This is a genomic window from Schlesneria paludicola DSM 18645 (assembly GCF_000255655.1).
GTDB classification, from domain to species: Bacteria; Planctomycetota; Planctomycetia; order Planctomycetales; family Planctomycetaceae; genus Schlesneria; species Schlesneria paludicola.
This window is the reverse complement of the sequence record NZ_JH636434.1, coordinates 1,868,326-1,893,103: the sequence shown is the minus strand read 5'-3', so window position 1 is coordinate 1,893,103 and position 24,778 is coordinate 1,868,326. Positions and strand designations below refer to the sequence as shown.

15 protein-coding genes and 2 pseudogenes are annotated in these 24,778 nt (G+C 53.9%); 14 read left to right on the top strand and 3 right to left on the bottom strand.

Annotation, left to right across the window (positions count from 1 at the left end):
- The first annotated feature begins 14 nt into the window (after nucleotides 1-14).
- The 9 genes from gspG (at nucleotide 15) to OSO_RS0109290 (ending at nucleotide 6,419) form a co-directional block, all read left to right on the top strand.
- On the top strand, nucleotides 15-461 hold the full coding sequence (gene gspG, locus OSO_RS0109330) for a type II secretion system major pseudopilin GspG (RefSeq protein WP_040592140.1): 447 nt from the start codon (nucleotides 15-17) through the stop codon (nucleotides 459-461).
- A gap of 13 nt (nucleotides 462-474) precedes the next feature.
- Entirely contained in the window at nucleotides 475-1,029 is a 555-nt protein-coding gene (locus tag OSO_RS0109325) for a pilus assembly FimT family protein (RefSeq protein WP_010583132.1), read from the top strand.
- Nucleotides 1,016-1,390 carry a type IV pilus modification PilV family protein gene (locus OSO_RS0109320; RefSeq protein ID WP_010583131.1) on the top strand — a complete coding sequence of 125 codons (375 nt, stop codon included), beginning with the start codon at nucleotides 1,016-1,018 and terminating at the stop codon, nucleotides 1,388-1,390. Before OSO_RS0109325 ends, OSO_RS0109320 begins: the two co-directional genes overlap by 14 nt.
- Nucleotides 1,391-1,467: 77 nt before the next feature.
- A complete protein-coding gene (locus OSO_RS0109315; RefSeq protein ID WP_010583130.1) occupies nucleotides 1,468-2,043 on the top strand; it encodes a hypothetical protein in 576 nt (191 codons plus the stop codon).
- Nucleotides 2,044-2,057: 14 nt separating this feature from the next.
- A complete protein-coding gene (locus OSO_RS0109310; protein ID WP_010583129.1) occupies nucleotides 2,058-2,960 on the top strand; it encodes a type II secretion system protein GspK in 903 nt (300 codons plus the stop codon).
- An 8-nt stretch (nucleotides 2,961-2,968) separates the two neighbouring features.
- Entirely contained in the window at nucleotides 2,969-3,487 is a 519-nt protein-coding gene (locus tag OSO_RS0109305; RefSeq protein WP_029246819.1) for a hypothetical protein, read from the top strand.
- A complete protein-coding gene (locus OSO_RS0109300; RefSeq protein WP_010583127.1) occupies nucleotides 3,487-4,833 on the top strand; it encodes a hypothetical protein in 1,347 nt (448 codons plus the stop codon). The genes OSO_RS0109305 and OSO_RS0109300 overlap by 1 nt, the downstream gene beginning before the upstream one ends.
- Entirely contained in the window at nucleotides 4,830-5,393 is a 564-nt protein-coding gene (locus OSO_RS0109295) for a hypothetical protein (RefSeq protein WP_010583126.1), read from the top strand. Before OSO_RS0109300 ends, OSO_RS0109295 begins: the two co-directional genes overlap by 4 nt.
- Before the next feature lie 198 nt (nucleotides 5,394-5,591).
- A complete protein-coding gene (locus OSO_RS0109290) occupies nucleotides 5,592-6,419 on the top strand; it encodes a hypothetical protein (RefSeq protein ID WP_157605110.1) in 828 nt (275 codons plus the stop codon).
- Between the two features lie 55 nt (nucleotides 6,420-6,474).
- Here the strand turns inward: OSO_RS0109290 and OSO_RS0109285 are convergent, their stop codons facing one another.
- Both OSO_RS0109285 and OSO_RS0109280 read right to left on the bottom strand, forming a co-directional pair.
- On the bottom strand, nucleotides 6,475-8,208 hold the full coding sequence (locus tag OSO_RS0109285; RefSeq protein WP_010583124.1) for a GspE/PulE family protein: 1,734 nt from the start codon (nucleotides 8,206-8,208) through the stop codon (nucleotides 6,475-6,477).
- Between the two features lie 36 nt (nucleotides 8,209-8,244).
- Nucleotides 8,245-10,458, bottom strand: coding sequence for a secretin N-terminal domain-containing protein (locus OSO_RS0109280; protein ID WP_237729267.1), 2,214 nt, complete (start codon nucleotides 10,456-10,458; stop codon nucleotides 8,245-8,247).
- Between the two features lie 793 nt (nucleotides 10,459-11,251).
- Between OSO_RS0109280 and OSO_RS0109275 the strand changes: the two genes are divergently transcribed.
- The 5 genes and pseudogenes from OSO_RS0109275 (at nucleotide 11,252) to OSO_RS0109235 (ending at nucleotide 24,135) form a co-directional block, all read left to right on the top strand.
- Nucleotides 11,252-13,354, top strand: coding sequence for a PA14 domain-containing protein (locus tag OSO_RS0109275; RefSeq protein WP_010583122.1), 2,103 nt, complete (start codon nucleotides 11,252-11,254; stop codon nucleotides 13,352-13,354).
- A gap of 133 nt (nucleotides 13,355-13,487) precedes the next feature.
- On the top strand, nucleotides 13,488-19,955 hold the full coding sequence (locus OSO_RS0109265) for an RHS repeat domain-containing protein (RefSeq protein WP_261340376.1): 6,468 nt from the start codon (nucleotides 13,488-13,490) through the stop codon (nucleotides 19,953-19,955).
- Nucleotides 19,956-20,070: 115 nt separating this feature from the next.
- A pseudogene (locus OSO_RS0109255) lies at nucleotides 20,071-21,224 on the top strand (IS3 family transposase).
- A gap of 917 nt (nucleotides 21,225-22,141) precedes the next feature.
- Complete coding sequence (locus OSO_RS0109240) at nucleotides 22,142-22,465, top strand: hypothetical protein (RefSeq protein ID WP_010583116.1); 324 nt, start codon at nucleotides 22,142-22,144, stop codon at nucleotides 22,463-22,465.
- Nucleotides 22,466-22,674: 209 nt separating this feature from the next.
- Nucleotides 22,675-24,135 carry an IS4 family transposase gene (locus tag OSO_RS0109235; RefSeq protein ID WP_010583115.1) on the top strand — a complete coding sequence of 487 codons (1,461 nt, stop codon included), beginning with the start codon at nucleotides 22,675-22,677 and terminating at the stop codon, nucleotides 24,133-24,135.
- Nucleotides 24,136-24,398: 263 nt separating this feature from the next.
- Here the strand turns inward: OSO_RS0109235 and OSO_RS51890 are convergent.
- Nucleotides 24,399-24,778: pseudogene (locus OSO_RS51890) on the bottom strand (transposase); the annotation flags it as partial.

Here is a 24,778-nt window from a genome sequence, read left to right as displayed (position 1 = left end):
CGATTTACACGTTAATGCCTTTCATAGGATCGCTGAAGGCGCAACGACGCGCCTTTACGGTTGTTGAACTCATGGTTGTGATTGTGATCATCGGCCTCTTGGCCGGTGTTGTCACGATCAGTGTGAGAAGCTATCTGATTCGAAGTCGACAGAATGTGGCAAAGATGGAAATTGCCAAGATCTGTCAGGCACTTGAAACGTTTTACGCGCAGTTTGATCGATATCCCACCAACGAAAAAGGGATTGCTGCGCTCACGGAAAAGTCGACAGCTTTTGCGGACGGACTGCTCAGCAAGGTTCCCGTCGACCCGTGGGGAAATGCCTACGAATACCAGTCGCCAGGCAGAAAGGGGGCCTACGAAGTTGTGTCGTACGGAGCGGATCATCGAGAAGGAGGAACAGGCGCAGACACCGACATTTCGAGCGATGATCTCAGCGACCAAATCAAACCCACTCCCTAAAGCGAAGATGTGAATGACGAGGTTGCAATCCCGATATCCGGTGAGTCACACCGGCCGTGTCGGTTTTACGCTCATCGAAATCATGGTGGTCATCACCATTGTCGGGCTCATTGCGGCAACTGTGACAATTCGATTTTCCGGCCTGACACGTCGGGCGCGATTCGAGTGGGCTGTTGGCCAGGCAATCAGTCTCGACGCATCCGCTCGGGTCTACGCGAAGACCCACGACGAACCCGTTGCTCTGCAACTCGAATTGGGAACATGTAAGCTCCAGCGTGCTTATGGAAGGAGTCAGGCCGATCGAAAAGAACTTTCACTCGGAGAGAGTGTGGCTGTCCGTCGATTTGTGTCTCAATCGAGGGATTCATCGAGTGGAAAGGTCACGGTTGACTATTCTGCCGAGGGACGCAGTCAGACATTCGCAATCGAAATCGTTGGGCACGGCAATCCCAAGCAACCACTCTGGCTGATTTTTGTCGGAGCCACTGGCCAGGTTGAACGACAGGAGAGCGAGTTTGAAGTCATGCGACTTATTAAGGCCGTCAAAGCGGGGAATGACGCTGGTTGAGGTCGTCGTGGGAATCGCATTGTTGGCGACTGTTCTCGTGGCCATTCTGACGTCGTTTCGAACGCACTCGTTGCAAGTTCGAAACGCGAAGGAACGGATGAAGGCAATCCGAATTGCCGATGAGTTGCTGTCGGAGTGGATGGCAGCGTCTCGACTTCCCTTGCTCGGCCAACAGGGAGCACTATTTGATCCGCAAGGATGGAGTTGGCGGATGGTTGCCACCACGGAGGTACAAGACCTGATGGCGATCGGGGCACAAACCTCACGTCTCGAAATACTGGCACCGAACGGTCTTTCCGAAGGTCGAGTCGTCGCTGCTGTAGAGCTTCTCATGCCGATGTCAAACGGTGAAACCCAATGATGTCAGCCCTTGCCCCCTTCTTGAACAAGTCTCCCACACTGCAAACTGGGCGGCTGGCCGATCGCATAAGGAGGAAGATGCCTGCGCGGTGCCATCGATTGGGCCTGACGCTTGTCGAGTTGCTTGCTGCGACCGTGCTCTCGACGTTGCTGATGGCGGCCGTTCTTGGATTATTGACGTCTGTCTCAAAGGCACAGTCGGTTGCCCTACGTGCACATGGAATTCCCGATCCATGGCAACAGCGTCTGGACGAAGTATTGCGATGGGATTTACAGAACTCAAGATCGATTCGCACAACCGAGGCAGGAATCGAATTGGCAGGATTCGCTGGGCGAGATCTCTCAACCCGAATGCCCATTCATTGTCCATGTCTCGTCGAATACTTCATCGTTGCGACTGGTGATCGAACGCATCTGTTTCGTCGTGAGTCTCATGTCGAATCGTTGAATATTGACAACAGCTATTCCGATCTCGTTTGCCTGGATGTGTCAAAGATCACGATTGGACCAGCATCGGATCGAACAAATGCATCAGTCCGCGACCAGGCTCTGCCAGCTCTACCGAACGGGCCGCTTCCCAGCGAAGTGAATGTGAGTCTGACGTCGACGGGGGCCGCGTTTTCATCGTTTTCCAAAACATTCTCATTGCGTTAGAGAGGTGGCATAGAATGTTCTCAGAGCCCCCTCCGATCTCGCTGCAACGACGCGGGTTTGTGCTGGTGATGGTGCTTGTCTTGATCCTCGTGACAAGTATTACTGCTGCGGGATTTGCCCGTAAGAGCTTTGAGCTGGCACGGACCGTCGCGGATGCACAAGAGGATCTCCAACGGCGTTGGGGAATGCGCAGCCTGGAGCGTCTTGCACTCGCGAATCCAGCGAACTTCTTAGACGGGATTGACGTCAGCAGATCAAACGTCAGGCAATTGTGGCCTCTGCGGCAGATCGTGGACGTCAACCTCACGCTAGGAGAACTTCGGTTCGTGGTCCGCTTGTCGGACGAAGATGCCAAGATCGATTTGAACACGCTTGCTCGTCGTGAGCGCGATCCACAAAACTTGCTCTCAAGTGTGACGCAACAAGCGGCAGGACCGAGTGGTTTGCCGGTCGCAGTCCGATGGCCGCCAAGAGACCCAGAGAACGAGAAAGCGGTCGCGTTTCAGACCTGGGAACAAGTTTTTGATCTCCGCGGTGAGAGTCAGGCGGACGAAATAATCGGTCGACTCCAAGCCGCAACCGTCCAGTTAACCTGCTGGGGAACGGGCAAGCTCAATCTGAGCCGAGCACAGGACAGCACAGTCAGACTCTTGCTCACTGGGGCCGTCAGCGAGAATTCGATCTCGCGGGTGTTGGGCGTTCGGCGTCAAGGAGGCTTTGAAGACATAGACACCTTGGTTAAGAAAATTAACCTCAACAACAAAGACGAGGCGGTGCTCAAGCGACTTCTGGCCGTCGATTCAAAACGATTTGCGGTCTGGATCACGGTTCAAAGCGCTCGCCGAACATGGGCCTCTCTGACAATTGATCGTTCTGGAAATGGAAATCCCTCGTCCTTCGAGACGTTTCATTGGTGAGTTGAAGTATGAGCCCGCGTCTTTTACGCCGAATCGTCACCTGCCTTGCGCTCGCGGTCTTTCTCTCCGCGGCCATTGTGCTTTGGCAGCCAATACCCGTTGAGTTGACTCAGACGCCAGGTGAACAACATCGCCGGAGTTTCGGGAGTTCCGAAGGAAGTTCTACACCCCAACCCCAGGTGCTCGAACAGAAGCTTACGGTGCGCGATTTTGAAAGCTATTGGCAGCAGCCCTTGCGTCGCGCTCTCTATGATCCGCCACCGCCACCTCCTCCCCCTCCGAAAGTTGTCGAAATCCCTCCCCCGCGTCCGATTACTGCAAGGTTATTAGCAACCATGATCGAGCCCGGGAACTCCATGGCGATGTTGCAACTTCAAACTGGTGAGGTTGTATTCCGCAAGCTTGGTGACGAGATCGGCGCCTCTGACACAGGGGCGACAATTTCGGCAATTGAAGAAGGTGTCGTCAACGTCGAACGCGATAAGGTTGTCACGAAGCTCGCGGTTTCGAATCAAGGAGCGCGCTGATGGCAAACGCTGTCGTGATCCTTCTGAAATCGACTTGCTGGCAAATCGCCCGGTTCACCACTCGCGGAATTGAAGCATCCCCTTCTGCAGAGCTCGACTGGTCACAGCCACAGGACGAGGCAAACAGGATCTACGAAGGCCTAAATGCTGGGGCAACTGGTGCGCATCGCGTGCTGATCGCGCTTGATTCGCCACTTTGCCTCAGTGCGGCGTTCCCGCTTCCGAGTCAACGACAGTCGCGAAATCATCAGGCTGTCTCCTATCTGCTCGAACCGCATCTGCCTTGGTCGGCCGAGGAAGTGGTTGTTGATTTTGAGTCCTCGAAAGCAGAGGCATTTGCGGTCGCCGTCTTTCATGATCCGATTCAGTTGCTGATTCGGAAACTTGAAGAACTCGGAGTTCTCGTCGAGTCAATTTCGCCGCTGGCGCGACTCGCCTTGGATTGGGACCTTGAACATCTCGCGATCCGAGAGGCTCGCTTCTTCGTCTTGCAGTCCAACGAAGATTCGGTGGAGCTGTGGATGATTGACCGAAGACGTCCTGTGCTTTGGCGCCATGTTCCCCAGCCCCCGGCATCTGTCATCCAAGAGCTGCAGGTTGTGGCGCTGAATGAGTGCATCCCGTTGCCGCTCATTCTGCGAGGGATCGGAGCAGAGCTTTCCAGTGAAATCCGTGAACTCCCCGACTTCGTGGTCGTCGACAATTCCGACGACGCGTCAGCCTCGGTTCTTGATTCGGCCGTTCGTCGTGCCGTGGCAATTCTGTCAGGTGCGGAACGAGCGAAGATTGAATTTCGACGAGGTACGCTTGTGCATCCCCAGCGAAATCGATTCATTGGTCGCTCACTCGGGTTGCTGCAGGCGAGTGTGATCTGTCTGCTTGTGGCGATCGGCGTTCGTGTCTTCCAACTTGGTGAAGAGTTCAACCATCAACGAATTGAAGCCGGTGATCAACAGGCAGAGGTCTTCCGATCACTCTTTCCCGGAACTCCGATACCCGTTGGCGTGAAGACACGTATCGAAGGAGAGTATGCGAAACTACGCGGGATGCGGGGTGATATTGTCGAACTTCCACACAACACATCATCGATCCGCTTGGTCGAACGTCTTCTTCGTTCTCTCCCTAAGGACATGCGTTTTCGCGTTCTGGAGATCCGCATTGAGCAAGATCGACTTTATGTTGTCGGGCAAGTCCGTGAACATGCGGATGCGGATCGGATCGCCGATGAACTGAGAAAGGTGAATCTCGTCGTTGAAGCTCCCAGCACCCATCGTTTGCCGCAAAAAGGAGTGGAGTTTCGAATTTCGGCACAACTGCCCGCGAGAGTCGCCGGAGTCAAATCATGAGTGGTTCACCTTTGAATACGCATTCCGCCTTCTGGTTGGCGCTATTGGGCCTCGTTGTCACGAATGCCTGGGTCGGTTGGAACTGCTGGATTCTTGCAGATCAGGCACAGGCTGCCGTCAGGCAACTCACGCACCTCAAGCGTCTCGAGCGCCAAATCGAAGAGCTTCGTGAGCATCCAATCCAGCTCGAAGAGGGCACGCGGTCAAGTGATGCTCTTGCCAGGCTGGTCGAGACCGCCGCGAAACAAGCGAAGATCAACCCGGAGCAAATCGTGAGAATTGATCCCGGAGACCCGCGCCGTATCGAGAAAACGTCACATTTGGAGCAGAAAACGAGCGTCGAACTTCGCGAGATTCCGCTGCGTCAGTTGGTGGAATTCTCACTCGCCCTCGAAGAGACCGGTGCAGGAATGCACCTTCCGTCCTTGTCGCTTCGAGTGCCAGTTGGAACAGATGTACAATCAAACACAGAGGAGTTGTGGAATGCCCAGATCATATTGACCTGTTATGTCTATGACGGTAGCATCACAAACTCTCCGACAACCTCTCTATCACGTTAGTTTTCGCACGAGATGGGCCTGATTTTCTTCAGCGATCCCATCGCGAATGTGTGTTCATTCGGTAGACCATTCGAGTGCGCGGCTGTTTTGACCGGCCTATTATTCTTGGACGACATCGTGGCCGGACCATGCAGAAATCACACCAAGCCAGCAAATATCTGTGCGTCAATTGCGAATCGTCTAGTACTGTTAGCGACGATGCTTAGCATCCTAAACGCGATCACAGGTTGTGGCCTCCTAAAGACTGCAGAAAAGCAGAACTATGAAACTGTCGCAGCCAACCCGCAATATGACACCCGTGCCGCAGAGAAAGCGCATGCTAAAGCCTTGAAGGTGCTCGATAATCCGATCTGCAATCCTTCTAAGAAGATCGCTGAAGCTCAAGTGCTTCTGCAAAAGGCAATGGTCGCAGATGTTACGTTTGGCCCCGCGCATAACACACTTGGCGTTGTCTATATGCTCCAGCGACAGTTGTACACTGCCGCGTGGGAGTTCGAATATGCTGCGAAGCTAATGCCTGATCGGGTTGAGCCGATTTATAACCTGGGTCAACTTTTCGAAGAAGCCGACAAACTCGACAATGCGATCGTGTACTACGAACAGGCAATGGCACTCGCGCCACGTGACCCGGCCGTTATTGGCAGTCTGGCATGTGCCCAACTGAAGAACGGACAATCTCTCGACGAAGTGAGACCGCTGCTGGAGTCTCTTGTCTTCCTTGATAGTCGCCCTGAATGGATTGAGTGGGCACGTGATCAACTCGGCCGAAAGCCGATTCAATTTGTCGGCTCGGCTGCCAGCAGCGAACCCTCTTCAGACGTTCCAAAGGCGACACCAAAGCTACTTCATGAATTGAAGCCAGAACCCGTCGCACCGGCCTTGCCAGAAATGAATCCCAGCGAGCCACCAACGACCGATCTACCTGAGTTTGTGCCGCCTCCACCGCCACCGGCGCTTGAGGGAGCCCAGATCAACGACGCCCCTGGACGAGCCACAATTGCGAGCGACTCCGCTGTGGAGCCATGATGAACGCCGGAGGGTTTCGTTGCCCAGGCGTCGGCTTTGGATTGATCGCCGGGTGTCAGAGATCGGCTCGGACGGTCACACGAGCGACTTCTTCAGGAGTCGTGACGCCACTCATGATCTTCTCAAGACCATCTTGAAGTAGTAGTTGCATGCCACCTTGCATGGCCGCATCGCGGATTTCTGACGCACTGCCTCGTTCTTGAATTTTCTTGCGGATGGAGTCCTGGACCACCAGCAACTCGCAAATTGCCAGACGTCCACGATACCCGGTTTGTCTGCAAGCGGGGCACGATTTTCCACGTTGATAATTGATCGTCTTCAGCGAGTTTCTTGCGATGCCCAGTTGCTCCAATTGCTCCTGGGTCATTGTGTCGTCATGACTGCATTCGACGCAGACCTTCCGAACCAGTCGCTGCGCCAGCACGGCCAACAAGGAACTGCTGACGAGATACGGCTCAATTCCGAGGTCCAGCAATCGCGTGACGGCACTCGCCGCGTCGTTCGTGTGCAGGGTCGAAAACACAAGATGCCCCGTTAGCGCGGACTGAATCGCCATCACGGCCGTCTCGTGATCACGAACCTCACCGACCATAATGATGTCAGGGTCCTGTCTCAGCACATTCTTTAAGCCGCTTGCGAAAGTCATTCCCTTTTTGACGTTGATTTGTGTTTGACTGATCCCGTCGATCTCATATTCGATTGGATCTTCCAAGGTTACGACGTTTCGATCACGACTATTGATTTCTGAGAGAGCTGAATAGAGGGTCGTCGTTTTTCCGCTTCCCGTCGGCCCGGTCAAGAGGATCAAGCCATGCTCAAGATTAATCAACTCACGAAACCGGCGACAATTCTCGTCACCCAATCCCACAGCCGTTAGGTCATAGGTGCGAGCGCTCTTATCCAAGAGCCGCAGCACGACGCGTTCCCCATAGCTACCGGGCAACGACGCGATTCGCAGGTCGATTAATCGATCACCGACTGTGACTGTCGCTCGTCCATCTTGGGGCAATCGCTTTTCTGCGATATTCATTTTCCCCATGACTTTGACTCGACTCAACGCTTCCTCTTGAATCCCCTTCGGCAAGGAATGGGCGTCGAATAGAATTCCATCGATGCGAAATCGAATGACCAGCTTCTCGCGGTAGGGCTGAAAATGCACATCGCTCGCTCCAGCTTTGACCGCATCCAGCAGAATCAGGTTCACCAATTCGACGACAGGGGCTTGACCGTTCGTTACGAGCAGGTCTTCTCGCTGCTGAAATGCCTGCAACTTCGTCGCGGCATCGCCATCGAGCATTGTGTCGAGCACCGCATCCGGTTCGGTGCTTTGCTGCTCATACCCTGCGTTAATCGCCTTGAGGATTTCCGCGCGAGGCGCGAATGCAGGCAGAATGGTTTTCTGAAGGACGCGACGAACTGTATCCAGATGAGGCCAGCCTTCGATTCCGGGCATCACCAGATAAAGTTGATCAGCGTCATTGAGTCCCGCCAGTACAAGATGCTGACGGGCAAAGCCAATTGGAAATTCCCGAATGAAGGTCACTGCAGGACGGAATCCAGTGAGCGTTTCCCACACCGGAAGATTCAAGACACGCGCGGTGGCTCGCAATACCAACTGCTCGGGAAGTGCCGCTCGGCGTGTGTGGGCGGCAGGGGATTCGTCCTTTGTCCGATCCACCAACGGCACGGCGCCGCCCAACTTGGAGCCCTCCTCCGCGATAAGGCGAAACCACTCCGACGACACCATTTGAGGCGTCCCGACAGTCTCCTCGGTCTGGATCTCCATCATTGAAATCTCTGAATGAGAGTTCCCCCAATCGACACGTTACCGTACCAGAAGTGGTGTGGGGCGTGGATAGTTCCCAGGCTCGTCCACTTTCGGGAATGCGCGGTCCGACAAGAATTTTAAGTCACGGAATTTGTCGTCCCGAAGGATCACGGGGCGAAGGAAGATAAAGAGCGTCGTCTGGCTTTGCCCTCGTGTACGGGAACCGGCCAATAAGTTGATGATCGGAATATTCTCGACGATTGGGACCGAATTCAACGCCTTATTGAAGTTCTGCCGAGTCAGGCCACCCACAATCACGGTGTAGCCGTCTGGCACGACAACGACGCTCTGGATTTCGTCGGTCTGTCGCGGCGGTGGCACACCGTTTGACCCGCTGCCGGTGAAACTGTTGAGTGCGACGTTGTATTTGAGCTCAAGATGATCATCATCCGTAATCCGAGGCGTGACTTTGATCGTCGTCCCGGCTTCGGCGAATCCTGCAAAGCTCGTCGTTGCGACGGTGTTTGAGGCATTCACACTCGTGAAGGGCACTTCGGTCACGCTGGCAAGATTGCCCGTCGCATTGTCGTTAACCAAAAGCTGCGGAGCCGACGTGACTTTCGCTCGACTGTGAGTCGACAGCGCCCGAACAACGGCATTTGCGCCGTTGGGATCAACGAGCGTCCAGTTGAATCCCTGACCAGGAATAATGGCCAACGCGCCAGTCGTCGGCGAGACCGTGCTCAGCCCGAACGAAGTAAACTGGACAAGCTTTCTTACCGTCCCACCCGCTCCCGACAATTCGACGCCTAACGAAAAATTGTCGCTGGTGTCCACGACGACAACTTTGGCTTCGATCATGACTTGAGGCCGTCGGCGATCAAGCTTTTTGATTAATTCCTCGTATGTTTGCTGGGTCGCGCGATCCCCAATCACGATGATGGAATTCGTGTTCTTATCGACAGAGATTCGTGCGCGATTCCCGCCGATTGCACCGGCCCCGATGTCATTGCCGAGCATCCGACCGCTTCCCTGTCCGGTCATCCCCGTGCGATTGCCCTCGCCTGCGGAGTTGGAGCCATCCTGGCGAAGCGCGGGTGGCGTATTTGATGGTGCTCCAGGCTGATTGGGGTTGTTCGGGCCGGGCACGAAATCGTTTGGCGTTTCATTCACGCCGTCACTTCTCGATCCACCAAATCCACCGCGCCCCAGTGAGGAAACACCGCGTTGAGAGTTATTGCCAAAACCGGTGTCGCTCCGCTGGTCAATCGAGCGAAGTGTATTCAACACATCTTCTGCGGCGGCATACGTCAGTCGATAGAATTTCACGCCGCTTCCGGGGCGTTTCGTTTCGAGGTCCATTTCCTTCTTGAATTGCTCAATTCTCAAGTGGATCTCATCTGTGCCTGTGACGATCAGCAAATTGTCTTCTTGATCAATTGAAGAACGGTAGAGGCGATCCAACATCGCGGGGTCGAACATCCCTTTGATCAGGCGATCGATTCGCTCTGCATTCACAAACTTGAAGGAGTAGACCTGAGTCCGCTGTTCTAGCGCAACGTCGAACGCTTTCGCCAAACGCAACACATCGTCAACCTGTTGTGAGGTGCCGACGATGATGAGTTGATTCGTACGCTTGTCAGACGTAATTGTGACCGGAGCCATTCCTTCGATTTGAGGGGCAAACCGTGATGCGATCGACTGAGTGAGCTGCTGAGACAGTTGTTCGGCGCTCACAAACTCGACTTGATAGAACTTAAGCGATCGCTCGGGGCCAGCCTGATCAATCGCCACAATCAACTGCGAGATCCGCCTCAAATTGGAAGCATAGTCCGTAACAATCAACAGATTTTTGTCGGGAAACGTGATGACATTTGCCCCCTGCTTCGACAAAAAGGGATCAATGATTGCCTTGATCTTCGCCGGCGACATGTGTGTGAGAGAAAACGTCTGAGTAACAGCCGTGGTGCCAGGAATGTCGTCAACCGCCTGCCCCTTGCGTTCCGGTTCGGCGAAACGTGTCAGATCATCGGCGATGACGATCCGCTTCCACCCTTTCACTTCCGCATCGATCAGGGCCAATCCCTTCATCCGCAATGCGGATTTCAATAGATCAACCAGCGTGTCGGCGGGAATCGGTTGAGGGGCATTGATCGAAATCTTTTTGTTGGCGACCTGCTCGTCATAAAGGATCTGCACGCCAAGCCGTACGCTCACAAAATCAATCAGCGTTCGCAGCTCTGTTTCCGGCGGCAACGTAATCTTGATCATCGCCGGGGCATCAGGCGCCGGAGGCTTTGCAGATTCTTGAGCTGCAATCGGCACCGTCCCTGCACCAGCCAAAAAGAGGCTGAAAGCGATGAATCTGACACGCTTGAAAAGAGATGAAACGGCAATCATCCACACTCTCAGTCCAGAGGATTTCACGTTGTGCGACACAAGAGATGGATGTACGAATTGACGCGACTATTCCGCCGACAAGGCGATGACAGAATTGTCAAGAAGGGAGAATGGACTGATACTGAATTAGATTCAGACAGTCAACGGCAATGTTCGCCATCTCTGCATCGCAGGTCAGTGTCTCAGCGCACTTGTCCACCAAATGAAATCCCAAGCATGCTCACTTCTGCTATTCGTACCAAGCTGCGGAATACTACGAGTTTCTCGTATCGAACTTGAGCGTAAGACCCGTCGTTACAATCATTCGAAAGCGCGAATGCGATAGGCAATTTTGCGGGAGACGACCGCCAAAAAAACGCCTCGACCCACTTGACGTTATGTCTTTTTATTGTACGATCCGCAGACGCAATTTTTATCCCGCGTGTTATTATCAGATAATATCTATCTTTATTTATGCACATTCGCTGGACACATCTTGTTGTGTTCAAGCTGTCACACTAAACGCATGTGCAGTTTCCTGTGGTGTGTTTATTGCTGCGGTCGCGCTTCGAATCGCTTGCCCGGAAATCTGTTCGATCATTGCTGCTGGGGCATGTCTCCAGCGTTTCTCACGTGGAAATTGTTGCTAGCTGGCTTCCACGGCCAAAGTTTGAAGGAGAATCGTATGCGAAATGGCCTCGTGCGTCTGTGTGCTTTGCTTCTCGCGAACGGAGTTCTCCTTTGTTCGTACTCGGGAGAATTGCGTGCGCAAGCACAGGCAAAGCTTCCTGCGAGTTGGCAGCAGATGTCAGCAGATGATTTTGCTGCGGCAATCCGCGTGCTTCGTGACGACGAAACGTTCAAGTTTCTAAGTGTTGGCGAGGAGCAAGCTGCGAAGGCAAAGGGGAGAGATCTCTTTCTCCAGATCGATTTGTTAAATACTGAAATGAGCTTTCGCACCATTGGAATGCTGCATTGGCTAGTAAAGTACGACCTGGAGCCTGCCGTTGATGAACGGACGCGCACTGCGCTATTGACCCGACGTGAGGACTGGACCGGAAGGTCCTATGAAGAGGGCCGCGCGAAGATCGAAATGATGATGCACTATAAGTTTGATGATAGTGTAATCATTGCCGAAGCACGCCGTTGGGTGCAGGCGGGAGGAACAATTGAGCAGGTTCCTGTCGAGGATTTGAGTATCGATCTTGTCAGAATGATTTTTTCCGATGCACAGCTCGTTAATAGTTCGTTTGATGTGGAATGGGAGGGCTCGATCACTACTCAGGTTACTGGCGCGCATCAATTCTTAATCAGCCCAATTAATGTGAACACGGGCGTCACCCAGTTTCCTGTCAAATTCTCCATGACGGTTTCGATCGGTGGCCAGGTCATCATCGACTCTTCACCTACTAAAGAAAAATCTCCCATTGTGTGGTTTGATCCGTCTGAATGGATCAGCCGCTCAAATGTTGTCTCACTAACCGCCGGGCAGGCCGTTCCCCTGCGAGTGACTGCAAAAGTCGATTCGCTGAAAGCGCTACCTTCGGCGACTCTGCACGCCATGCTGTTCTGGAAAGCGCCCGGCAAACAGCGTGAGGAAATTGTCGCACCGGCCAATTTGACTCTGCCCGACGGAAGCGGCCAGGGATTGAAGGCAACTTACAGATGGAATACGAACGGCCAGCCGCAGACACTGACTCGCACCGATCCGAATATCGACTTTGCGTGGACCAATCGTCCAATTTTGCTTGCGAAGGATTCGACGATCGGCAATCAAAGTGCTAATACCGTCTGGAGGGCGTTGACCGCCAATTCATTTGTCGCGGAGATGATTGGCCCTCCGACGAAGCTGCATCCATTTTTGAAAGAGCCCGACGATTCTGCCGCAGGAATGACGACAAGCCGCAGGTCAGAGTTCCTCGACATCCTCCTGAAGAATCCGGCGTTGCTCGACCCGATGGACACCAAGCGAGCCGTTCGCTTTTACGAGCCCTTCCGCGTGGGAGTTCCCGACAAAGCACTCGATGCGTTTGGAACGTGGGCGATCCGCAACCCCGACTTGATTCCGGATTTTTCGACCGATCGCGTCTTCAATGGCGATCAGCGATACGCATTTTCCCGTATGGCGATTTTCGTGACACAACAATTACCCGGCCAGGCGGAGTTATTACAGGCAAATTATTTGCAACTTGCAGACGGTCGCTGTTCCCTTCCTGTTGCCTACACATTGGCTCATAGCTACCTAGGACGAAAAAAATATTCTGAATGGTTGGGAATACTCGATGCCAAACTGGCGGACAAAGCCGTCACTGGCGATGCGCGTGTGAACTGGTTGCTAGCGCGCGCCAATGCCCAGGAACTGGACCCCAATTCGTCTTCGCACTACCCGCACTACTATCCGGTGCCATTCCACAATGCGTTGGGGGGCCTGAATTACCTCGATGACGCGCTAAAGGCGGCCACCACGCCTGCCGTCAAGGTGCGAGTTGCTCATGAGATTATTTCTCGGCTGGCGTGGCAGGGAGATTTCAAGCAGGCGAAGTCCGTGCTGCAATCTCTGGGAACGTCTCTGCCGGAGGATCAGCAGGCCATTGTGACCGATCGTCTGCAGCAACTTGATCGGTTTGCAGCCGAGGCACAGCAACTTAACAAAGACCGGCCCAACATCGCACGGCAGTTGCATTTGAAAGAGCTGAAGCTGCGGCGTGATCAAGCGATCAAACTCGGCGACTCGGCACTGACGACCCGTTACGACGGTTTGATCGATGCGGCCACGACAAACCCTTGAAACCGGACATCCTGTCCTGAAATTTTGACAGCGTCAGTTCTGTCACCCGTTTGATCGCGCCAGGCTCATCTTGTTGCCAAGATTCCTGTTTCTTGATTTCAAAAGATATCAGATCTGTCAAAGGACATGCTATATGGATCGGCATTTGATTGGATTGGGGCGTGCCGTGACGAAGTGCATTCGCGCCTGGTATGAGCCCGGTCGTCACCTGCTACGTCAGTGGCTCATGGGCTGGACTGCGCTGACCTTTCTCTTTCCCATGTCCTTACTCCTCTCTGAGAGAAGCGTGGAGGCCCATCCGTTAGTGAAAGCGTCTCCAATGCCCAGTCTTGGTCAGTGCCCGACGCCGGCAGGAAAAATGCCGGGAACGGGTTCTGGTGGAGGAGGTGGTTCTGGAGGAGGTGGTTCTGGAGGAGGTGGTTCTGGTCCGTTCGGGCCAATGGCTTCAGCAACCTTTAATCCCCTTGATCCTTCCGGCGGAGGTGGAGGTGGTGGAGGTGGAACATGCGAAAAACCGTGTGCAGGAGGCGATTGCGAACCGTGCATTCTCGATTCACCACCAGACGCCGAGGCGGGACCAGCGCAGAGTGGCGATCCGATAACGCTCAATAGCGGGAGAATTCGAGAGAATCCCGTAGATATTACCCTTACTGGCCCTGGAGTCAGTTGGTCGTTCGGGCGGAACTTCGTGCTCGCGGACAACAGCGGCACTCTCACCACGCAAGGTGTCAGTTGGCTGAACAATCCCGTGGATATTTATCTTTATAACGGGGGAACGAGCGATGTCGTACTGCTGGGGCCGGGTGGTACGCTCCGCGGGTTCGTTTACAACAGCACCACTGGCACATTTACGTCTCCAGCGGAAAGCAGCTATCTCGTCATGACCCATGACGCCGTCAACAAGGTCTATGTGTTGACGGATCAGATCAAGAGGTTTCGCTGGATTTTCAATGATTTCACGATTGCGAATTCATGGGCCGGAGGGCTGCTTGCCGAACAGACGACTTTAGAGCTCGCAGCGCAAGGGCGGCGAGGATTCGTCTACACGTACGATTCGTATGGGTTCCTCAGCCAGATCACGGGGCCCACTGGCCAGGATTATAATATTGTCTATTCTTGGACCGGGAATCTGATCCGAAGCATTCAGTTTCAAGATGCTGCGGCAAACCCGTTTGCCCAGGTCGATTACACGTACTACCAGGACGTGACCGGGGCTTCGACTGATATCGGAATGACCAACAATCTCGTCCAGGTCAAAGTCTCGCGAAAAGCTACCGCCGACACGGGCAGTACCATGTCCGTCGTCCGCTACACCCAGTATCGTTACACGTCAAATTATGGACGCGATATCAAAGCTGTTTACGAGCATGACGCGATTCAGCGAATGGTCGGCACGCTAAGCGGAATTGCCGTCCCCGAGGACTTGCTCAAGAAGCCAGATAATTACGGCACACCGCAAATCCAGGACTTTGCCTCACGCAGCTTTACGTACTATACCTCCAACGTTGCCACGACGAGTGTCAATACGCCGTTTCAATCGGGCGAGAATCTTGAGGCGACATACGGTGGGGCGGCTTCCGACGAAACGACATTAGTGAAGACCGAAACCATCGGAGGATGCGGCGGGTGTGGGCGAGTCAATTCCATTACCAAGTCGTACTTTTATATGAGTGTTGCGGGCGCGAATTCCTCTGATCAGAATCAAGTGACGCGGTTGGTCGTGGAAGATACCACAGACTCGGCTGGAAATTCAGTTCACCGAACCGTCTATGGACTGCAGGGCTTGCCGAGTTCACCTTGGACCGGTGGGCGTATGCTGCGTCGAACAATCATTCAGAATCCGGTGAGCTCTCCCATCTATTGGTGTGAATCCTGGATATTTGCCACCGCGACGGGATCGTCCGCATTGCCCTATCGGATCGCCGAGCATCGCTATCCCAGCGCGCACACGACTGTCACGAGTGCCTCGGCTTTGCGGAATTTCCTTGCCCCGTACAACGGAAGCAGTTGGGCCAATGACACCGCCACGCTGAATAGTTCGTCTGGTCTAGTCGAAACCTTTTCCTACAACACACTGGGGCTCCGTACGGATTCGTGGGTGAAGAACGGCTCAAGCGGAACCGCATATTACGTGTCGGCCAGCGACTACGGCGACACGACAAATCCCACACTGGTCACGGCCGTCTACGACTATCCTATGCAAACCACGACGCGTTCGAGCGGCAAGCAGACGAGCTATTCCTACACATTCTACGATACAAGTACTCATCGGCAAATCAAGACGAAAACGACAACCTTGCCGACCATCCCGACAGGCCAGAACGGATCGGGGGTTGCCACGACGAAATCCGAGTACTATGACAACATCGGCCGCCTGCGCTGGACTCAAGACGGCGAAGGATATGTCAATTATTACAGCTACAATCCGACAACGGGGCAACTGGCCTTTACCGCAATCGACGTCGATCCTGCGAGCCCCGGTAGCGATATTGCCAGTGGTTCAACGGGAAATTGGGAGGCTGCGACAGTCGCAGGTGCGAGCTCTAACCAACCTACTCGTAGCTCTGGACTTCCGACCCCGCTCGCGATGGCCACGAAGCAATATTTTGACTCGCAAGGCCGTCAAACGCAATTCGTAGACGCCTCTGGAGAAACACATTACACGGCGTATGCGAACTATCAAACGATTCGGTTCCCGCATTGGAACACGGTTGCGGGACGATGCGAGATGCCGATCGGCATTACAAACCTCAATACCTCCGCGCAAGTCACGGACACGATTTCCGTGCGTGCCACATTCACTTCGATCTCCACATCGTCTGGCGCACCGATTGGGTTTTCGACATCACCGACTCAAAGTGACTACGTGACATGGACGCGGCAAAACTACGATTCGTTGACCGGCTGGCTTTTGTCCGCTGACCGCTACGCGAACATCCCCGGCAGCGGCACGGGAACTCTCAGCACCGATTTTTATCGGACGATAATACAGTACGATCTCCTTGGTCGTATTCAGTATCTGATCGAGATCATCAAAGGCTCCGCAACCAGCAATAGCGTAGAACAACTCACGCGGTACACTTACGACGTCCACGATCGAGTGACGCAAGTGGACAAGGGAGTCAGTGGCAATACGGCCGCCAACAGCCATGACATGGGAAGCGACTACAACTCCTACCCGACGCTGTGTACCATCTCGCAAACGGTTTACGATGGTGGCGGGATCGGAGACGGGCTCGTCACAAAGACGAAAACGTTTTTTGGCACGGGCAGCAACGACTACACGGGAGCCAATTACTTTAGAACATACCGAGGTGATCTGCGCGGCATTGAACCGTTTTATGTCAGCAGCTCCACCGAAACGTCGATCGGACCTTATACTGTCAATGATGCCGATTGGCTTGGGCGGACGACGACTACCGCCATCTTTGATGCGACTCCGACCTGGGCGACCGTACTTTCGGGTGACGGATACAATACCTATGCGTCATCAACGACGAGCAATCGCCGAACGCAGGTCGACACGCTCTACGACGATCTCGGCCAAGTTTTTCAGAAAAAAAAGTACAAGATTGCGGCAACGACGGGAGCGGGCACCAACTATCTCTCTCGCAAGAACTATTTCGACCGAAATGGACGACAGGTCGCGACGGGAATTGAGTACGCCAAGGGAACCGAATTCGCCTACGATGGTGCAGGGCGTGCTTACCAGCATCGAACAGTCATTGCGCTGAAATCGACTCCTTTCACTTCGGGGGCTTTCAACTATAACGCTCCGATTCCAAAGCCGAACCTGGGTTCGATGAGTGGCGGAGATGCGGGCGTTCTAGCTCTCTCTCACCAAGCTCTTGATGCGAACGGCAATGCGACGGATGTCGACAGTTTCGAGGACAACCATGATGACCTGACCGGTTCTTCGAAAGGAATTAATCTGACGAATAACAACGACTATATACGTCGAACAGTATTCAACTGGTTTGATTCGGCCGGAAGATTGACCACTTCGGTGGATTTCGGATCCGGCGACACGGCCACCGGGACCGGGCAATGGAAGTACGCGACACGGCCCGTCCGCCCCTCGACTTTGCCGACGGCGTCAAGCAGTAGTGCGCTCGTGTCGAAAATCATTTACAATGTAGATTCAGGCCTCCCCGAAAGCGAGATCGACCCAGCTGGAATCACTAATAAGCGTTTTACCGATCGACTGGGACGCACCACATATCTCGCGGCCAATTTCAGCAATTTCAATGCGGCGACAGAATCCGGTACCGGTGACTCGACAGATCCGTCCAAAGACCAGGTCACGAATTGGATTTATGACGGTCCCAATCGACTGAAGCAATTGATTGCAATGGATCCTAATTCGGACGGAAATCTGGCAGACAACCAGGTCACAACTTACTTATATGAGGATGCGATCAGTGCGGATAGAACGACGAGTTCTATTTATTCAGACTCATCCGATACGACCTCGTCTGGCAGCGATCAAGTCAAGTTGACTTACAACGTGGATGGCAGTCTTAGTCAGCGAACGGACCAGCGCGGAACCGTGATCGATTACTCATACGCAAATACCCGCCTACCCGCAATACAGTCCGTTTCGATCTTGGGCTCGGGCGTCGACGGAAGTGTCCGCTCGATTGGGAGGACGTACGACAACTTGCGCCGTCTTCAGAAGCTCACCAGTTACGCGAGTGCCGCAGGGGCAGGAACCGTCGTCAACGAGGTTCAGTTTGTTCCCGATGAAATGGATCAAAACACCGCGACGTACCAGTCGCACAGCGGTGCTGTGAACACGTCAACGGCGCCCAAAGTATTGTACAACTACAACAACAATCTAACGGGATCAGTCTACAACAAACAATACCGAATGCAATTTACCACCTACCCCAATGGGCGGGTCATCTACCGCGACTTCGGTACGGCAGGGAATCCTTACGACGTCTTGAATCAAGTTCGATTCATTTACGAGACGAACACGCTCGGAACGCTTCTCGCGCAATATGACTACAACGGTGCAGGCTCGACTCTTGCGTCCGTGACATTGCCCGAGCCCTCGCTGAAGCTGGATTATTTCCAAGGCACGGCTGGAATCTACGCTGGGCGTGATCGATTCGGTCGTGTGGTCGACCAGTATTGGAAGGGGTCCGGAGCAACTGCGGATGCCGATCGATATCGTTATGGCTATGACTATGCAAGCCGCCGAGTTTTCAAGGACATCGATTCTTCAATTTACGCCACAAACACGAAGGATGAGGCCTACATCTACGACGGCCTACATCGACTGAGCAACACGAAAGTGGGAACGCTCTCTGGAGCGACGATTTCCGGAACACCCGCCACGGAAGAAACGTTTACGCTGGACGCATTGGGTAATTGGCCGAACTACGTCAAGAAAGCAGCAGGAACGACGAATCTCGATCAAACGAGAACAGTGAATTCAGCGAATGAACTGACGGGGATCGCCGCGTCCATCGGAACGACCTGGGCGACTCCGGCCTACGACGCCGCCGGAAATATGACGACCATGCCGAAGCCTACGACACTGACAACAGGCTATACCGCAACTTATGATGCCTGGAATCGGCTCGTCAAAATAGTGGACGCAATAACGAGCCAAACTGTCCAGCAGAACCAGTATGACGGACGAGATTTCCGAACGGTCATCCAAAGTTACACGAGTGGCACGCTCTCGGAAACGCGTCATTCCTATTTCACTGACGACTGGTGCTGCGTCGAAGAGCGAATCGGAGCTGCAACAACGGCCGACCGACAATTTGTGTGGGGCGGTCGTTACATAGATGAGCTGATTCTGCGCGATCGAGGCTCCGAAAGACTTTACGCTCTCCAGGACGCGAACTTCAATGTCACGGCCATCGTTGACACCTCGGGTGTCGCACAAGAGCGATTTACGTACTCCAGCTACGGGAATCCGACATTTCTGACGGGAGGCTTCGGGGCGCGCTCAGCGAGCAGTTTCGGTTGGGAAACCCTCTTTGGTGGTTACCGTTTCGACACTGGAGCACAACTTTCCACCGTGAGAAATCGGGTCTATCATCCCGTTCTTGGAAACTGGACAAAGCGAGATCCGCTTGGGTACGTCGGTGGGATGATGCTTTACGCGTACGTTGGAGGAAATCCGACCTTTTATGTCGACCCGACTGGTTTGCTTCCTCCTGGAATGCCAAATGATTGGGGATCTGGCAATACATCCGTTGGTAATTGCTGGCGATACGCTTGCAATGATCCGGGTAAGGAGGGTGAGCGTCACAGTATGTTTCCAGGTGGCGGCCCCTCTCCAAAGGGAAGGTTGTCGTGCAAGCAAGTGTTGGCTGGAGCCAATAAAACTAAAGGTGTAAAACCCTGCAAAGGCAAATGTCCAAAAGGATCCTATAAAGTCAAACTAGTAATCAGCAACAAATATTTCTCAGACAACGATTATCACTGGTATCGCCAAGATGATGATGGAACCTGGAGCAGTAAGCCAGGTAAAGATTCTGTTGAATCGGGAATCAATGATCCCATGGTGGATGCCAAGAAGAATGGATATAATATAGACTGTGGCGACTTATGTATTGATGTAGGGACTGATGTCGATTAATTAGGTCTGCTTATCAATCACCAATCAAGTTCGACTAGGGTATGTAATCTGGGCTTGCCCATCAAATGTGGGCGCGGGGAAAAGCAAGTATGCTTAACCCTGAGGAGTCCAGAGCATGTCAAAAGAACGTCGTAAACACACGCCCGAGTTTAAGCGTGAGGCGCTGAGCATGGTGATCGATCAGCACCTTTCTGTGGCCGAAGTGTCGCGCCGGTTGGGCATCAGTCAAACGCTGCTGCATAAGTGGAAGGTCCAGTTCGCCGCACAAGGAGAGCAAGCCTTTCCGGGGAAGGGTCAGCAGACGGCCCAGGAAGCTGAGCTGACTCGTCTGCGTCGAGAGAACGAGCAGCTGCGCATGGAACGCGACATCTTAAAAAAAGCGGCTCAATTCTTCGCGAAGGAGTCCAAATGAAATACCAGTTCATCGACGACCATCGGATGGAGTGGCCTGCTGCAATTCAATATCGTGTGCTGGCGGTCTCTCGCAGTGGATACTACGCCTGGCGAAAACGACCGATCAGTGAAGCGTCACAGCGGCGTCAGGAACTGACGTGCCGCATTCGGGCAATCCATGCGATGAAGTACCACGATGTTTATGGGGCACCGCGGCTGCAAGTAGAGCTTGAATCTCAAGGGCATCCTTGTAACCGCAAAACCGTCGCCAAATGCATGAAAGAGGCAGGAATAAAGGCATCGACTGTGAAGACGTTTCGCGTGACAACAACGGATTCCAATCATTCTCATCCCGTGGCTGCCAACATCGTTGATCGAGACTTTGCTCCATCCCAGAAACATCAAACATGGACGACAGACATCACGTACATTGCCACGGACGAAGGGTGGCTCTATCTGGCGGCGGTCGAAGATCTGCACTCACGGAAGATCGTGGGCTGGTCAATGTCAGACAGGATCGACAGCCGACTCGTCGTCGACGCGTTGCAGATGGCTGTTCAACGAGAACTTCCAAAAAGTGGTCTGGTGGCTCATTCAGATCGTGGTGTGCAGTACGCCAGCGAACACTACCAGACGCTTCTGAAGCAGAACGGCATCACCTGTTCGATGAGTCGCAAAGGCAACTGCTGGGACAACGCGCCGATGGAAAGCTTCTTCGCGACCTTGAAGAAAGAACTCGTTCACCGCGAGCGGTACCTGACCCGTTCGCAAGCTTGCCAAAGCCTCTTTGAATATATCGAAACCTTTTACAACCGCGTCAGAAGGCACTCGACGATCGGGTATCTCCTACCCATCAAGTTCGAGCAGGCCGTATAACCCTAACCCCGCGCCCACATTTGATGGGCAAGTCCAGAGCAGTCACCACCTATTCACCTCTCGGAAAGTAAATCGATGGGCTGCTTAAAGTCGCGGCGGAGAAACATCGGCGTAGTCACTCTCATATTGGCATGCGTAATCTCAGGCGAATGGTTGAGGGGGATGTCTTATTTGGATTGTGTTCAATTTCCGACGGGGGAACACTCATGGCAGGAATGGTCAAGTGGCAGAGGGGCGATTCGTGGATGGAGTTTAAACGTAAAAACAGTAGTGAACGACGAGAGGCCCGAATCATTCGGCTGGTATATGGTCACAATTTCAGAAATACCGTCTCGCAACGGAAGGCCACAGACTTGGCGATGGTGGTGTGATAACTTCGGCGCTGAGGACTGGTTTTACTTTCAAGACAATTTCCGAAGTAATTTCATCATCCCTTACTGGTCAATCGTCATCCCACTGAGTCTGCTCTCTGCTTGTCTGCTGCTTAGCAAGCCGCGATCGTTGCCATCGCGATCAACACAACTTCAAATCAACAGCAAAGGCAGTTGAGCGTGCGACTTGATTGTGCGGCATCTGGCCATGGAGATATGGACACGGCAAATGGACTTGCCCATGAAATGTGGGAGCGGGATTGGAGGGGATTTCATAACGGGTGTTGGCAAGGAAACTGCGTACCAGTCTGAGCGAAAGGAGTTTCGCTCATGCCAGCCACACGAAAGAGTGAACTCGCAGGATATACGTATCTCACTGACGCACAATGGGATCGGACAAATCAAAGGGGACAAATCAAAGGGGTCAGGACTCAATGTTGGCGTGTTGGTCGTGTAACAGTTTAGCTACCGCCGTAGCGGTTTGATGTTGTGTCGGTGGCGATTTTTAGGTAATTCGGCGTCCTCCCTCAATCGGAATGGGTGCCGATGTCATTTTTGTTCCACCCAAAGCTCGAACAGAGTCGCCCGAATGTCAGCAACTGCCCCCATTTGGGCTGTGCGGCCATTGGCACGCTCGTGAGCCGGGCGAATGAAAACGAACCCTACCTTCGGCAGTTGCATGGAACCATCGGCGTGGTGCGGAAACGGAATTCCGAACTCTTTGAGGAAAATCAGTGTCTTCAGAAAGAGCTGGAGCAAGTCAAACTCGAACTGAAGCTCGAACGACAGAGCAAGTTCGCCACGAATCGGCAGAAGGAAGCGGAGAAACCTGGCTTTACCTGGGGGGGGGCAGAAAGGGGTCAGGACTGAATGGCACTGCCGCGCATCGAGTTGTTGTGGTCCGCGCACACCGATCGGACACGCGCGCGAGGTGCATGCGTCATTCTAAGATGTCGGCCGTTGATTCAAGGCGAAAATTGGGAATTCGACTTTGCGTTGAGACGTTTTTGTCCTAATCTTTCGCCTTGCGTGAGACCTTTCTTGGGCGTTGCCTGCGAGCTTGGACCAAGGAAGGTCTCATGTCTTTTACACGGACAACTCGCAGTGCGGACAGCTCATTTGATTTGGTGAAGCGTTCGCTGTTGCAGCGGGACGGGCTCCCGTTTGCGGAAGCCTTGACTGTCGTTCAGATTGAGCAGGCCTTCGAAGAAGAAGGCGTCTCGTTCAATGTCTCCGAATCGCCTTGTGAGACGAAGCCTTCTCCCGACGAAGATCGTCCGATCTACACGATGGGCGTCACGCTGTGGGCGATGTTGTCGCAAGCCATTTTTGACGGCTCACAACGCTCCTGCCGGGCGGCCGTTCAGCGGGTTGCGGTCTACTCCGCGCTGCGCGGGCTTGATGTCTCGTCGACGAACACGGGCGCATACAGTCGTGCCCGAGCAAAGGTGCCAGAAGGAGTCGTCCAGCGTCTCACTGAAGGTGTGGCCGAACGATGCGAGCGGGTGATCCCCGAGGGGTGGCGGTGGAAAGGCTTTCGGGCGCTCGTCGTGGATGGCACAACCCATTCCATGCCGGACACGAAGCAAAACCAGGAGGAGTATCCGCAGTCCAGCACACAAAAGGAGGGGCTTGGATTTCCGATCCTGCGTGCTGTGGCGCTGACCTCACTGGCGACGGGGATGGTCATTGGCCACACGACGGGCCCCTATCAAGGGAAGGAGTCTGGCGAGACCGCATTGTTTCGCACCCTGTTTCCCAAGCTACGTGAGGGAGATTTAGTCCTGGCGGATCGGTATTACGGCGGTTGGTTCATGCTGGCGCTCTTGCTGGAACTCGGCGTCGAGGTCGTCACTCGATTGCATCAGCATCGGGAGGCGGACTTCGATCAAGGAACGCGACTCGGTACGAAAGATCACCTCACAACGTGGGCCAAGCCTGCAAGACCAGAGTGGCTTGATCAAGAGGCCTACGATCGTCTTCCGGAACACCTCGAATTGCGCGAACTCGAGGTGGCGGTAAACGTCCCCGGATTCCGCTGCGAATCATTCGTCGTGGTCACGTCCTTGCGCGATCACAGGGTCCACTCCTACGAAGAGATCGCCGCACTCTATCGGCGACGATGGATTGTGGAAATCGAACTGCGCGATATCAAGGTCACGATGGGCCTGGGGATCCTTCGACGAAAAACGCCCGCCGCCGTGAGGCAAGAGATCTGGACGGGGCTCTTAGCTTATAACCTCATTCGCCAATCGGCGCTCGCGAGCGAATGTCAGCCGAACCAGTTGAGTTTTGCCGCGTCGCTACAGATGATCGCGAACACGTGGGTGTTGGCCGCGGTACCACCCTTGATCCGTATCGACGATCGTGAACGCCTGATTGCGCTGCGAATCCTCAACGGGTATTGCCACCGCATCGCGAACCGTCCCAGCCGGATCGAACCGCGCGCCGTCAAACGCCGACCTGCCCCGATCGCACTCCTAACCGAACCTCGAAAACTTGCCCGAAAGAAGCTCGTTACCAAACACCAGACGTCATGACACTCTGCATCACGTTCTCCACAGCGTCCTGAAGGGGACGCACCCCATCACGTCCGTCTCGAAATCAACGCGCGTTTGAAGCTCTGATGCTCGCCATCAACGCGGGGAGCGTTCAGGTCGTGGATCATTTTGTCTCAATACCACACCACGTCAATCGTGAGCTGATAAGATGCTCAACGCAGATCGCAACAACAAAACTGTCGATTTAAATCATGCGCCCGTGGACGTAACTTCTTGCACAGCACGCGGCAGTGCCATTCGGGTCAGGACTCAATGTTGGTGTTTTGGTCGTCGATTTCTGGAAAGTGGATTCTTTGCCGACCTCGATTTCTGAGAGTCGAGGCCAAACCCAGCCGTGCGGCGGCCTGTTCGATCCATTCGAGCGATCCGTGTGGGCTGCCTTTCTGAGCGGATTTGCGGATGGCAGAAAGTTCCTGCTCCGTCAAAGGCTCGTTGACCCGATGGACCCAATTGGGTGACCGAGGGATTGGCCACGGCGACAACAATGCCGGATCGGGGTCAGCCGGTTGCATCCATCGCCAAAGTGAACCCCATCTCCAGTCCTCCGCCTGCTTGACTAGCCCGGCTCGAACAGCATTCCGCTCGACGTAACGGCAAACAGTCAGAAAATGCGCGTCATCCT